This is a genomic window from Clostridium omnivorum, assembly GCF_026012015.1.
Taxonomy (GTDB): domain Bacteria; phylum Bacillota; class Clostridia; order Clostridiales; family Clostridiaceae; genus Clostridium_AX; species Clostridium_AX omnivorum.
The window spans coordinates 4069327-4083027 of the sequence record NZ_BRXR01000001.1; the positions used below are offsets into that span (position 1 = coordinate 4069327).

Here is a 13701-nt window from a genome sequence, read left to right on the forward strand (position 1 = left end):
GTGGTAAACTTTTAAATACGATTCTATTTTAAAATAATAATTTTTTTATGAAATAGTACATTATATATATAAATAGGATATAATGTATAGCAGAATGAATATTTCGATTGGGAGATGGTATTTTGGGTAGACGAAAGATTATGCTCACTGGTGGAGGAACTGCTGGACATGTTACTCCAAACTTGGCTCTAATACCTGGACTTAAGGAATTAGGATATGACATAGAATACATAGGAACTGCTGATGGGATTGAGAGAAAAATAATCGAGGAAAATAATATCAAATATCATATAATTTCCAGTGGAAAATTAAGAAGGTATTTTGATTTGAAAAACTTTTCTGATCCCTTTAAAGTAATAAAGGGAGTTTGGCAAGCTGTTAGTATTATAAAAAAACAAAAACCAGATATTGTGTTTTCAAAGGGTGGATTCGTAGCAGTACCAGTTGTTATAGGGGCATCCTTGAATAAGGTACCTGTTGTAGCACATGAATCCGATATAACGCCTGGACTTGCCAATAGGTTATCAATTCCTTATTGTACAAAGATATGTGTTACTTTTCCGGAATCCTTAGAGCATGTAAAGAAGAGTAAGGGAGTTTTAACTGGCACTCCTATTAGAAAAGAGTTATTTGAGGGCAGTAAGCTGACAGCAATGAAGATATGTAATTTTAAAGAGTCAAAGCCTATTTTGATGGTAATAGGCGGAAGTCTTGGATCAAAAGTAATTAATGATGCAGTTAGAAACAATATTAACTCGTTACTTTTGAAGTACAACATTATTCATATATGTGGCAAAAAAAATTTAGATGAGAAGCTTGAAAATAGGAATGGTTATGTTCAATTTGAATATGTAGATGCAGAATTGCCTCACTTCTTAGCAGCGGCAGATTTAGTTCTTTCAAGAGCAGGGGCAAATGTGCTATTTGAGCTTTTGGCACTTAAAAAACCAAATATTCTTATACCACTTTCTGCGAAGTCTAGTAGAGGGGATCAAATACTCAATGCTGCATCCTTTGAAAAGAGTGGCTATAGCATGGTGATTCAAGAAGAGCAATTGAATGATCAGACTTTAAAAAATAAATTAGATGAACTTTATGATAATAGGAACAAATACGTCAAAAATATGAATTCTAGCAATTTAAATAATGGAGTTGAAAATATTTTAAAGGTAATCGAAGAAACTCGTGTAAAAAGATAAGATAAATAAAAACTTGGAGTAAAATCCAAGTTTTTTATTTTATAGAACTATAGTATAATAATAATTAAGAATATTTAGATAAAACTGAATAAAAGGTATAGCCATTAATCCAAATTATCTTTGATATAATATAATACTTTTCTTAATGTTTCAATTAAAAGATATTAAAATAATTACATTACAAGGGGGGACAAAATATGAAAATTGATTTTTATGGAGCAGCAGGATGCGTTACAGGTTCTAGTCATTTACTAAATATTAATGGGAAAAATGTACTTTTAGATTGTGGTTTATATCAGGGACGGGATGAGAAAGAAAGAGGTAATGAAACCTTTCCTTTTAATCCAAAGGATATTGATTATGTAATTCTATCTCACGCACATATAGATCATAGTGGAAGGATACCCCTTCTTTATAAAAAGGGATTTAAAGGTCAGGTATTATGTACTGAAGTGACAAAAGATCTGTGCAGTGTAATGCTGCCAGATAGCGGACATATTCAAGAAATGGAAGTAGAGTGGAAAAATCGAAAGAGAGAAAGACAAGGTCTCCAGACGATAGAACCATTGTATACAGCTAAGATTGCTGAGCTTTCATTGTATCTGTTTACTGGATATAAGTATGATGAAGTTATAGATGTTTATGATGGTCTTAAAATTAGATTTAAAGATGCTGGACATCTACTTGGAGCAGCAATAGTAGAGCTTTTTATAAAGGAGACAGGTAAAGAAGAAGTAAAGGTTGTTTTTAGTGGTGACTTAGGCAATAAAAATATACCAATTATTAAAGATCCGAGCTTTATAGATTATGCTGATTATGTAATTATGGAAACTACCTATGGAAATAGGGTTCATGAAAATATTACAGATGAATTGGCACAGCTCATTACTATAATTAAAGATACCTTCAAAAGAGGAGGAAATGTAGTTATTCCATCATTTTCTGTAGGTAGAACTCAAGAGGTATTATATGCTTTAAATAACTATATCGAAAATGATTATTTAAAAGATGTTAAAGTGTATGTAGATAGTCCGCTAGCTATAGAGTCAACAAAAATTTTTGAAAAATATAGTAACTTATATGATGATGAGGCAAAATCTATAATAGATAAAGGGGATAATCCGCTTGAATTTGATGGCCTGCTTTTCACAAATTCTCCCGAAGACTCAGCAAAGATTAATAAAATTCAAAGTGGTGCTATTATTATTTCTGCTAGTGGTATGTGTGAAGCAGGTAGAATAAAGCATCATTTAAAGCATAATTTATGGAGAAAAGAAAGTTCTATTGTTTTTGTTGGGTATCAAGCAGAAGGAACTCTTGGAAGATCTATTTTAGATGGGGCTAAGAAAGTTAAGCTATTTGGAGAAGAGATAGCAGTCAATGCAAATATTTATGCTCTTCAAGGATTATCTGGTCATGCAGATAAAAATGGTCTTTTGGAATGGGTAAATGGATTTAAAAAGAAACCTAAAGAAATATTATTAGTACATGGAGATATGGAAGCAAGATTAAACTTCAAAGAGATGTTAGATAATAAAGGCTATAATTCTAGAATTATCAATTTTGGAGAAACCTATTTCATAAACGATAAGGAAGCGAAACTTTCAGTAAGAGAAAAGCTTATTAAATACATTGTTTCTGCTGACATAGAAAATATGGATAAAGAAACACTGCTTAAGAATATAGAGAGTATTTTGGAATAAGCAGATAAAAATTAAATGTATACTAAAATTTTAAGTTTTAGTATACATTTTTTTTATTTTATACTAAGTTTCCCATAAGCTTGATTTTAAACCATTAGTTTTAACTAATAATAATATAGCAATTAACCAAAATATATTTGCGAGGTGATTTAAATGAAAAAAATTTATACTTTTTTAGTTAGTTTATTTATTCTAATTGGTGCAAAATCTATAGTTAATGCTGAGCCTATTACTTATACAGTTAAACCTGGAGACAGTATGTGGTTTATAGCTGTTAAATATCAAATAGGAGTACAAGAAATAATAGATGCTAATAAGCAAATTAAAAATCCTAATATGATAATACCTGGACAAAAACTTTCAGTGCCAAATATTGATGACATAAAGAAGGTGGAAAATGAAGTTGTTAGACTATGCAATATAGAAAGAAGCAAGAGGGGAATAGCTCCGTTAACTGCAAATTGGCAGCTTTCAAGAGTGGCAAGATATAAAGCACAAGATATGAGGGATAAAAATTACTTCAACCATTATTCACCAACCTATGGTTCACCTTTTGACATGATGAAGAAATTTGGACTTAGCTTCTATCAAGCAGGAGAAAATATTGCTATGGGACAAAGAACTCCACAAGAAGTAGTAAGTTCTTGGATGAACTCCACAGGACATAGAGCAAATATATTAAATCCTAATTTTAAAGAAATAGGAGTAGGATTTGCAAAGGATGGTAGTAACTATTGGAGTCAAATGTTTATGACTAGATAAAAATAATAATATAAAGAAGGAATTTGCAAGTTTATGTAGAATATTATACTAAAAGCGGGCTTTGTATACTAACTAAGTTAAAAGCCTGTTTAATATAAGAAAAAATATGTACAAGTTTCTTTAATATTACAAGAATTTTAACATTGTTAAAATTTTAGAAATTTGTCCAATTCTTACTTGAATTATTTCTGTCATGGTATATAATGAAAGGGTAGAAAACATTTATAGACTGTTGATTGACAGTCTTTTGTTATGAAAGTACAATTTTTAAAAATTGTCAAATTAGTTAATTATTAAACATACATATAGAAAGAAGGTATAAAAATGAGAAAAATGAAAACTATGGATGGTAATACCGCTGCAGCTCACGTCTCATATGCATTTACAGATGTAGCAGCTATATACCCTATAACTCCATCCTCACCAATGGCTGAGCACGTTGATGAATGGGTTTCCCAAGGAAGAAAAAATATTTTTGGACAAACTGTTAAAGTTATGGAAATGCAATCAGAAGCTGGCGCAGCTGGTGCTGTACATGGCTCATTACAAGCAGGTGCATTAACTACTACATATACTGCATCACAAGGTCTTTTACTTATGATACCTAATATGTATAAAATTGCTGGTGAGCTTTTACCAGGAGTTTTACATGTATCAGCAAGAGCTCTTGCTGCAAACTCACTTAACATATTTGGTGACCACCAAGACGTTATGGCTTGCAGACAAACTGGTTTTGCAATGCTTGCAGAAAGTTCAGTACAACAAGTTATGGATCTAGGAGCAGTTGCTCACTTAGCAGCTATAAAAGGAAGAGTTCCATTTGTTAACTTCTTTGATGGATTCAGAACATCACACGAAGTTCAAAAAATAGAAGTTTTAGAATATGATGAATTAAAAGATTTAGTAGATATGGATGAAGTTAATGCTTTCAGAAGAAGAGCATTAAATCCAGATCATCCAGTAACTCGTGGTACTGCTCAAAACCCAGATATATATTTCCAAGAAAGAGAAGTTTCAAACAAGTACTACGAAGCACTTCCAGAAATAGTTGAAAGCTACATGGCTGAAATAACTAAGATAACAGGAAGAGAATATCACTTATTCAATTACTATGGAGCACCAGATGCTGAAAGAATGATAATAGCTATGGGTTCTGTATGTGATGCTATAGAAGAAACAATAGATTATTTAATGTCTAAGGGAGAAAAAGTTGGTTTATTAAATGTTCACTTATATAGACCATTCTCATTAGAACATTTCTTCAAATATATACCAAGTACTGTTAAGAGCATAGCTGTTCTTGATAGGACTAAGGAGCCAGGATCAATTGGAGAACCATTATACCTAGATGTTAAAAATGCATTCTATGGTAGAGAACATCAACCAGTAATCGTTGGAGGAAGATATGGATTAGGTTCAAAAGACACTGTTCCAGCACACATTCTTCCAGTGTTCGAAAACTTAAAATCAGCAAATCCAAAGAATGGATTTACAATTGCTATAGTTGATGATGTAACTAATACTTCATTACCAGTTGGAGAAGATATAGATACAACACCAGCAGGAACTAAAGCTTGTAAGTTCTGGGGTCTTGGATCAGATGGTACTGTTGGAGCTAACAAGAGTGCTATAAAGATCATTGGTGACCATACAGACATGTATGCACAAGGATACTTTGCATATGACTCAAAGAAATCAGGAGGAATAACAGTTTCTCACTTAAGATTTGGTAAGACTCCAATTAAGTCCCCATACTTAATAAACAAAGCTGATTTCGTAGCTTGTCATAACCAATCCTACGTTTACAAGTATAACGTATTAGAAGGATTAAAGAAGGGCGCTAAATTCTTACTAAATACAGTTTGGACACCTGAAGAAGTTGAAACTCACTTGCCAGCTTCATATAAGAGATTTATTGCTGAAAACAACATTGAATTCTATACATTAAATGCTGTTAAAATAGCTCAAGAAATTGGACTTGGCGGAAGAATCAACATGATAATGCAATCTGCATTCTTCAAGATTTCTAACGTTATTCCAGTTGAAGATGCTATCAAATACTTAAAAGATGCAGTTGTAACTTCTTATGGTAAGAAGGGACAAAAAGTTGTTGATATGAACAATGCTGCTATCGATAAGGGTGTTGAATCAATAGTTAAAATAAATGTTCCAGATTCATGGAAAGATGCTGTAGAAGAAGCAGCTGCAACAGTTGCTATTCCAGAATTCATAAGCAAGATTGTTAACCCAATGAACAGACAAGAAGGAGACAAACTTCCTGTAAGTGCATTCATAGGAATGGAAGATGGTACATTCCCACAAGGAACTGCTGCTTATGAAAAGAGAGGCGTAGCTATAAATGTTCCTGAATGGGATGTGGACAAGTGTATACAATGTAACCAATGTTCATTTGTATGTCCACATGCTGCAATAAGACCAGTACTTTTAACTGAAGAAGAAGCTGCAAAAGCTCCATCAGCATTAAAAGTTAAAGCTGCAACAGGTGCTAAGGAACTTAAGTTTGCTATAGCTGTATCTCAACTTGATTGTACAGGATGCGGAAACTGCGCTGATATTTGTCCAGCTAAGGAAAAAGCTCTTGTTATGAAGCCACTTGAAAGTCAATTAGATAAGACTGTGGCATGGGATTATGCTATGAAGGTATCACCTAAAGCAAATCCAATGAGCAAGTTCAGTGTGAAGGGAAGCCAATTCGAACAGCCATTACTTGAGTTCTCAGGTGCATGCGGTGGTTGTATGGAAACTTCATACGCTAAGCTTGTGACACAATTATTCGGTGACAGAATGATGATAGCTAATGCTACTGGATGTTCGTCAATCTGGGGAGCATCAGCACCAGCAACTCCATACACTGTTAACCACAGAGGACACGGACCATCATGGGCTAACTCATTATTTGAAGATAATGCTGAATTTGGTCTTGGAATGTTCCTAGGAGTTCAACAAACAAGAGATAGATTAGCTGCAACTGTAAAAGAAGTTTTAGCTGGAAATGCAAGCGATGAATTAAAAGCTGCTCTAAAGGATTGGTTAGACAACATGAATGTTGGAGAAGGATCAAGAGAAAGAGCTGATAGAGTAATAGCTGCAATTGAAGCTGAAAATTGTGATTGCGCGAGTGTTAAAGAAATATATGAAAATAGAGATTTCTTAGTTAAGAGATCAAACTGGATCTTTGGTGGAGACGGTTGGGCATATGACATCGGATACGGTGGATTAGACCACGTTCTTGCATCAGGAGAAGACGTAAATGTATTCGTATTTGATACAGAAGTTTACTCAAATACTGGTGGACAATCTTCAAAAGCTACTCCAACAGCTGCAATAGCTAAATTTGCTGCTAGTGGAAAGAACACTAAGAAAAAAGACCTTGGAATGATGGCTATGAGCTATGGCTACGTTTATGTAGCTCAAGTATCCATGGGTGCTGATAAGAACCAAACATTAAAAGCTATAGCTGAAGCTGAAGCATATCCAGGACCATCATTAATAATTGGTTACTCACCATGTATTAATCACGGATTAAAGAATGGTATGGGCAAGAGCCAATTAGAAGGCAAGAGAGCAGTTGAATGTGGATACTGGGCTAATTACAGATACAATCCAGCATTAAAAGAAGCAGGAAAGAATCCATTCAGCTTAGATTCAAAGGAACCAACTGCAGACTTTAGAGAATTCTTAATGGGCGAAGTAAGATACGCTTCACTTGCTAAGCAATTCCCAGAAGCAGCAGATGCATTATTTGAAAAGACTCAAAAAGATGCTATGGAAAGACTTGAAAACTACAAGAAACTTGCTGGTCTATAATAAAAATTAAACTGGATATAATATTAGGGATAGCCAAATTAGGCTGTCCCTAAAAAATTTTTTGTAAAATATAAAAAAAACACTTTTAATATTTGCAAATTAAGGTTAAAATTATACCATAATGCCAAAGGAGGTAATTAATTATGATAGACGAAAAAATATACAATAATCCTGAGGAGGAAAACTGCGGTTGCGGCTGCGGCTGTGGAGATCATGAAGAAGGCGATTGCGGATGCAATGAAGATGAAGGATGTGGCTGTGGTTGTGAAGGTCATGATCATGACCATGGTTCAATGGTAGTAGATCTTGAAGACGAAAATGGAAATGTAGTTGCATGTGAAGTAGTTGATGGATTTACATATAAAGAAAATGATTATATACTTGTTCAACACCCAGAGGACGGCTCAGTTTTCCTATTTAAAGTTGAGGGAGAACAAGGCGAATTAGTAATACCTGATGACGCAGAGTTTGATGAAGTGTCCAAGTATTATGAACAATCAATGAATGACGAAGAATAAGTGATTAAGGAGTCGTTGCTAAGGCATCGACTCCTTATTTGTAGTAAATTCAAAGAAAGGAATATATATGGAGAAACTAGCGATATTTGATGTAGATTATACATTAACAAAAAAGGAAACCCTTGCACAGCTTTATATGTTTATGATGAAAAAGAATCCAAGCTTTATAATTCATGCTCCTAGAAGCTTTTTCTCTGCATTTCTATATGCACTTAAGTTTTTTGATGCTAAAAGGGCTAAGGAAAATTTTATAACTTTCATTGAAGGCATTAAAGAAGAAGATATGCAGAGGCTTGTTAAGGAATTTTATGAAGAGAAGCTTAGCAAAATATTATATGAAGATGCGATTAAAATGATAAAAAAGTTAAAAGGTGAAGGTTTTAAGGTTTATTTAATATCCGCATCCCCTGAATTCTATTTGAATGAGCTTTATAATATAAAGGAAGTGGATAAAATAATAGGAACTAAGTTTCGATGCAGTAACGGTATTTATAGTAGAAAAATGGAAGGCGAAAATTGTAAGGGAGAAGAAAAGGTTAGAAGATTAAAAGAAGAACTAAAAAAAGATAATATAGAAGTTGATTTTAAAAATTCTTACATGTTTTCAGATTCTTTAGCAGATAAACCTTTATTTGATCTAGTGGGAAATCCGTTTTTAATTAATTATAAAAAAGGTCACGATAAAATTAAAATATTAAATTGGAAGTAAAAGTCCTAAGTGGGCTTTAAGAGAAAACTGCCATTAGGAACTGGCAGGAATAGTTTGCAGCATGTTCTGAGTAAAAAGGAGGTAGTAAAATGAGCGAATGTGTAAATAAATTATTTCTCCAAGATTTTAAAGAATTAAGTACAAATGATTTTGATGAAGCTTTGATTTCAAAGGGTACTTCAATATACGAAGTTATTAGAGTTATGGATGGGGTACCGTTATTTTTAGAGAGGCACTTAGAAAGACTGAAAAAGTCAGCAAATATAGTAAAACTTAAGTTATGGCTTACAGATAGCGAAGTAAGAGAGCAGATTAGAAGGCTGATCAAATTAAATGGAACTAAAGATGGAAACGTAAAAATAGTGTTTAATTATAGCGACAAAAATTCATTTTTAGTATACTTTTTAGCACATCATTATCCTAAAGAAGACCAATATCTTAACGGGGTACCAACAATTATTTATCATGGTGAAAGAAGTAACCCTAATGCTAAAATTATAAACCATAATTTTAGGCATGAAGTTGAAAAGAAAATTAGCGAAAGTGAAGTATATGAAGCTATATTAGTGGACAATAATGGTTGTATTACCGAAGGAAGTAAGTCTAATATTTTTATGGTGAAGAATAATAGCGTTATTACTGCGCCTATTGAAACAGTTTTGCCTGGTATAACTAGACAAGTAATAAAGGAAATATGCATGAATTTAGATATAGAGCTGAAAGAGCAGAAAATTAAGGAGATTGAGATTAAAACGCTTGATGCTCTTTTTATAACTGGAACATCTCCAAAAGTATTGCCTATAAGTAAAGTGGATAGTCTTAATTTTAAGTCCTCAGCTAATTCTATTGTCTTATCCATTATGAGGGCTTATAATAAAATTATAGAAGATTATATAAAAAGCCAAAAATAGACAAATATATTTAAAGTTTTAATTTAATATTACGATATATTAAATAATGATTTGTTAAAATTCGATATGTTCTGCTTTTTTGGGGGGGGAAAATATGAACAAAACCTACACTTGCAGTACGATAGATGAATGCTTGGAGCAGGCAAGTAAAGAACTCGGTATACCAAAGCATTCCCTCGACTATAGTATTGAAGAAGAAACTAAGCTTTTTTTTAGAAAAAGCTGTACTATTTCAGTAAAAATAGAAGAGGCATCTAAAGAGGATGTTTTAAGTGGTAGTGCAAGTATAAAAGATGGTAAAATAATCGTTAAAAATCCTTGCGAAGGAAAGCAAGCTGCAATAATTAGAGCATCAAAGGATGTAAGGCTTGTTATTAATGATAAAGAAGTTGTAAATTCAGTAGAGATTTATGAGAATAGTAAAATTGAGTACTTTTTTAGTGAGACAAAATCAGAAAGATTAATGAACATTAGAATAAGTGATAACAGAATGGAAGCATATTTGGATATTAAATATATACCAGAAATAGTTTTCAAGCTTAAGGATACTAAGGAAACAAACACCCTCATTTTAGAGTCAGATATAAAAGAAAAAAAGTATCCACCAAGATTTAGTAAAGATGAAATAAAAGAAGAGTTAAAAAAACATGGAATTATTAATGGTGTTATAGAAGAAAATGTTAATGAATGCATCAAAAAAGATGAAATTAATAATTTGGTTATTGCAAAAGGTCAGCCAATGCAGGATGACGAAGATGATGTAGTTGAAATAAAGTTTGCAATGGATAACGATTTGAAAAAACTTTCGGAAGATAATAATGGAAGAGTAGACTTTAAAAGCATTGGCTCAATTAATGCAGTTCTGCAAGGCGATGTGGTAGCCAGATTGATAAAAGGTAAAGAAGGCACAGATGGCAAGGATGTTTTTGGAAATATAAAAAAGCATAAAGCAGGGAAGAAAATTAATTTAACTGCTGGCCAAGGATGTATTTTAAAAGATAATACTACAGTAATAGCAGCTATCCAAGGAAAGCCTTGCATAAAGAATAATACCTGCTATGTTTTTCAGCTTCATGAGGTTTCAAAGGATGTAGATATGTCTACAGGAAACATAAAGTTTGTTGGTGACGTTTTAGTTAATGGTACAGTTAGAGAAGGTATGAAGGTAGAGTCAGGTAATGCAGCTAATATTAAAGGAAATGTGGAAAGAGCGGAAATTATAGCAAAAGGTGATATCAACATTGATGGAAATATTATATTTTCCTCAGTTAATGCTGGCGGAGAAGATAATGAAAAACTAAACTTTTTAAAGACTTTGGAAGGTTTTAGTATTTTACTTAAGGCATTAATTGACAATATCGAGGAAATCAAAAAGTTTAATTTATTAGGATATGATAAAACAGATGGACAAATAATTAAAGTTTTAATGGATACTAAATTTAAAACTCTTAGTAAGATATGTTTAAACCTATTAGCACAATCGGCTTTAATTAACCATCAAGAAGGTAAAAAGAATGATAGTCTTACAGAAGCTATTAGAGGCCAATTAATGGGACTAGCACCACTTAAAATAAAGCATTATAGTGAACTGTTTGGAATAATTGATATTTTAAAAAATAAGATTGAAATTTATAAAAATACCTTGGCACTACCTGTTAATATAAAAATAGGGTATTGTCAGGATTCATCTATAAAGAGTTCTGGAAACATAATGGTGGTTGGAAAAGGTACCTATGTTTCTAATTTGGAGGCTCACCAAGGCATTTACTTCCTGACAGAAGGTAGTGTAGTACGAGGTGGTTCTTTAAGAGCATCAACTGAGATAAAGTGCAAGGTAGTTGGGAGTCAAGGTGGTGTGACTACTAGACTTATAGTTGATGATGGTGGGCAAATTTGGATGGATACAGCATATGAAAACACTATAGTTGGAATTGGAATGAGAGAACAAGCAATTGATGTACCAAGTAAAAATGTACATGCTTTTTTAGATACTAATGGTGATTTGATAGTTGAAAGATTAAATTTATAGGAGGATGCTTTATGAGTGACAAGGAAATTAAAGTATTGATTTTTTGTATTAATGGGGAATACTATGCTACTGATATTATGGAAGTCGAAAGAATTTTAGGATATGAAGAGCCTACAAAACTTCCTGATTCTCCAATTTTTGTTGAGGGAGTTATAAATTATGAGGGTAACATATTACCGATAATATCTATGGCAAGAAGATTTAATTTGCCACTTAGCGAAAAGAGTAATGATTGTAAAATAATAGTATCAAAACAACAAGAAAGTAAAGTTGGAATAATTGTTGACGTTGTTTCAGAAGTAAGAGACGTTAAAGTAGAAAATATAGAGACTCCACCAGAAATAGTTGCAGGAATATCAAAGAGATATATGAAGGGTCTTATTAAGATAGATAATAAGATTATTATATTTTTAAATCTTTCAACTATTTTAACCGATGAAGAAAAAAGACAAATATAATTAGGTGTTACTATGGAAAATAGAGAAATTAAAGTAGGGATTGCAGATTTAAATGTTGCTAATTCTCCAGATAAGCTAATTACAGTGGGACTTGGCTCATGTATTGGCATAGCATTATACGATAAATTTAGAGGTATAGGTGGACTCGCACATATAATGCTGCCGGATAGTTCTCAATTTAATAACGTAACTAATCCGCATAAATTTGCAGATTTAGCTATTCCAGTACTTATTCAAAGAATGGAAGAGCTTGGAGCTACTAAAAGAAATATTAGAGCAAAAATCGCCGGTGGTGCTTCAATGTTCAACTTTTCAGATAAGAGTATGATAATGGATGTTGGAAATAGAAATGGTTTAGCTGTAAAAATGGCACTAGAAAAGCTTTCTATTCCAATTTTAAGCGAAGATATTGGTGGAAACAAAGGAAGAACAATGGTTTTCGATACTTTAAATGGAGTTGTTCAAATAAAGACAGTAGGTATGGGTATAAAAGAAATATAATGGAGTGATTTGCTTGAAAAAAATAAGAGTAATTGTAGTTGATGATTCAGCTTTGATGAGAAAAATCATTTCAGATATGATTAATTCTGAAGACGATATGGAAGTAGTAGATATAGCTAAAAATGGACAAGAGTTATTAAATAAAATATCTAATAGCACACCTCAAGTTATTACTCTTGACGTAGAAATGCCAATAATGGATGGCATGACAGCTTTGAAAGAGTTAAAGAGGTCCTATAAAAATATACCCGTAATAATGCTCAGCAGTATATCACAAAAAGGAACTCAATTGACCATGGAATGTCTAGAGTCAGGAGCCTTTGATTTTATTCCAAAGCCTTCTGGAGCTATTTCACTTGATATAAATAAAGTTAAAGATGAATTAGTTCAAAAGATTAGAATAGCTTGTGATAAAAATATTACTAGTGATGCAATTAAAGAAGGCAAACCACAAATGCCTATGGAAAGAACATATCAGAGAAATTATATCAGTAAGCTTAAAAATGATAAAATTGAATCTGTAGTAATAGGTGCATCAACTGGAGGACCTAAAGCACTTTATACTGTTATTACAGCTTTACCAGCAAATTTGGGTGTGCCTGTTTTTGTAGTTCAGCATATGCCAGTAGGGTTTACAAAAGCATTTGCAGACAGATTAAATGCTAACAGTGATATAAAGGTAGTAGAAGCTTCAGAAAATATGCCTGTTGAAAGAAATGTGGTGTATATTGCACCAGGTGGATACCATATGGAAATAGGATTGGATAAAAAAATTCACTTAAATTTAGAACCAGCCATATGGGGGGTACGACCAGCGGTAGATAAATTATTTATCTCAGCTTCTAAAGTTTATGGTTCAAGGATAGTAAGTGCTGTTCTAACAGGCATGGGAAAAGATGGTGCTCAAGGAACAGTAGAGATAAAAAAACATGGTGGAATTACATTGTCGGAAGATAAATCCACTTGTACAATATATGGGATGCCTAAGGCAGCATTTGAAACAGGAATGGTAGATGCAGTTTTACCACTAGAGGAAATTGCAATTCAAATTATTAAGCTAGTAAGTGGTGGAGGAAGGTAAAT

11 protein-coding genes are annotated in these 13701 nt (G+C 32.7%); all 11 read left to right on the forward strand.

Translation table 11 applies throughout. The features are described from left to right. The first annotated feature begins 140 nt into the window (after window positions 1–140). The 11 genes from murG (at window position 141) to bsdE14_RS19245 (ending at window position 13699) form a co-directional block, all read left to right on the forward strand. A complete protein-coding gene (murG, locus tag bsdE14_RS19195; protein ID WP_264852304.1) occupies window positions 141–1199 on the forward strand; it encodes an undecaprenyldiphospho-muramoylpentapeptide beta-N-acetylglucosaminyltransferase in 1059 nt (352 codons plus the stop codon). 197 nt (window positions 1200–1396) lie between these two features. Then, a complete protein-coding gene (locus bsdE14_RS19200; RefSeq protein ID WP_264851606.1) occupies window positions 1397–2902 on the forward strand; it encodes an MBL fold metallo-hydrolase RNA specificity domain-containing protein in 1506 nt (501 codons plus the stop codon). A 153-nt stretch (window positions 2903–3055) separates the two neighbouring features. Continuing rightward, window positions 3056–3664 (forward strand): SafA/ExsA family spore coat assembly protein, encoded by a 609-nt coding sequence (safA, locus tag bsdE14_RS19205; RefSeq protein WP_264851607.1) that lies wholly within the window; start codon window positions 3056–3058, stop codon window positions 3662–3664. A 324-nt stretch (window positions 3665–3988) separates the two neighbouring features. Then, window positions 3989–7492: a pyruvate:ferredoxin (flavodoxin) oxidoreductase gene (gene nifJ, locus bsdE14_RS19210; RefSeq protein WP_264851608.1), complete on the forward strand. Its 3504-nt coding sequence runs from the start codon at window positions 3989–3991 to the stop codon at window positions 7490–7492. 143 nt (window positions 7493–7635) lie between these two features. After that, complete coding sequence (locus tag bsdE14_RS19215; protein WP_264851609.1) at window positions 7636–8010, forward strand: DUF1292 domain-containing protein; 375 nt, start codon at window positions 7636–7638, stop codon at window positions 8008–8010. Window positions 8011–8077: 67 nt separating this feature from the next. After that, a complete protein-coding gene (locus bsdE14_RS19220; protein ID WP_264851610.1) occupies window positions 8078–8719 on the forward strand; it encodes an HAD-IB family hydrolase in 642 nt (213 codons plus the stop codon). Window positions 8720–8808: 89 nt separating this feature from the next. Next, a complete protein-coding gene (locus bsdE14_RS19225) occupies window positions 8809–9630 on the forward strand; it encodes an aminotransferase class IV (RefSeq protein WP_264851611.1) in 822 nt (273 codons plus the stop codon). Window positions 9631–9724: 94 nt separating this feature from the next. Continuing rightward, window positions 9725–11659 (forward strand): flagellar assembly protein A, encoded by a 1935-nt coding sequence (locus tag bsdE14_RS19230; RefSeq protein ID WP_264851612.1) that lies wholly within the window; start codon window positions 9725–9727, stop codon window positions 11657–11659. An 11-nt stretch (window positions 11660–11670) separates the two neighbouring features. After that, window positions 11671–12117, forward strand: a complete 447-nt coding sequence (locus bsdE14_RS19235) for a chemotaxis protein CheW (protein WP_264851613.1) — start codon at window positions 11671–11673, stop codon at window positions 12115–12117. Between the two features lie 12 nt (window positions 12118–12129). Further along, complete coding sequence (locus tag bsdE14_RS19240; protein WP_264851614.1) at window positions 12130–12618, forward strand: chemotaxis protein CheD; 489 nt, start codon at window positions 12130–12132, stop codon at window positions 12616–12618. Window positions 12619–12631: 13 nt separating this feature from the next. Continuing rightward, on the forward strand, window positions 12632–13699 hold the full coding sequence (locus tag bsdE14_RS19245; protein ID WP_264851615.1) for a protein-glutamate methylesterase/protein-glutamine glutaminase: 1068 nt from the start codon (window positions 12632–12634) through the stop codon (window positions 13697–13699). Window positions 13700–13701: the final 2 nt, after the last annotated feature.

What these genes read in the sequence shown, in the direction of transcription:
- bsdE14_RS19240 (WP_264851614.1), top strand. Translation starts at nt 12,130, where the DNA reads ATGGAAAATAGAGAAATTAAAGTAGGGATTGCAGATTTAAATGTTGCT.
- safA (WP_264851607.1), top strand. Translation starts at nt 3,056, where the DNA reads ATGAAAAAAATTTATACTTTTTTAGTTAGTTTATTTATTCTAATTGGT.
- bsdE14_RS19200 (WP_264851606.1), top strand. Translation starts at nt 1,397, where the DNA reads ATGAAAATTGATTTTTATGGAGCAGCAGGATGCGTTACAGGTTCTAGT.
- bsdE14_RS19225 (WP_264851611.1), top strand. Translation starts at nt 8,809, where the DNA reads ATGAGCGAATGTGTAAATAAATTATTTCTCCAAGATTTTAAAGAATTA.
- bsdE14_RS19220 (WP_264851610.1), top strand. Translation starts at nt 8,078, where the DNA reads ATGGAGAAACTAGCGATATTTGATGTAGATTATACATTAACAAAAAAG.
- murG (WP_264852304.1), top strand. Translation starts at nt 141, where the DNA reads ATGCTCACTGGTGGAGGAACTGCTGGACATGTTACTCCAAACTTGGCT.
- bsdE14_RS19235 (WP_264851613.1), top strand. Translation starts at nt 11,671, where the DNA reads ATGAGTGACAAGGAAATTAAAGTATTGATTTTTTGTATTAATGGGGAA.
- bsdE14_RS19215 (WP_264851609.1), top strand. Translation starts at nt 7,636, where the DNA reads ATGATAGACGAAAAAATATACAATAATCCTGAGGAGGAAAACTGCGGT.
- nifJ (WP_264851608.1), top strand. Translation starts at nt 3,989, where the DNA reads ATGAGAAAAATGAAAACTATGGATGGTAATACCGCTGCAGCTCACGTC.
- bsdE14_RS19230 (WP_264851612.1), top strand. Translation starts at nt 9,725, where the DNA reads ATGAACAAAACCTACACTTGCAGTACGATAGATGAATGCTTGGAGCAG.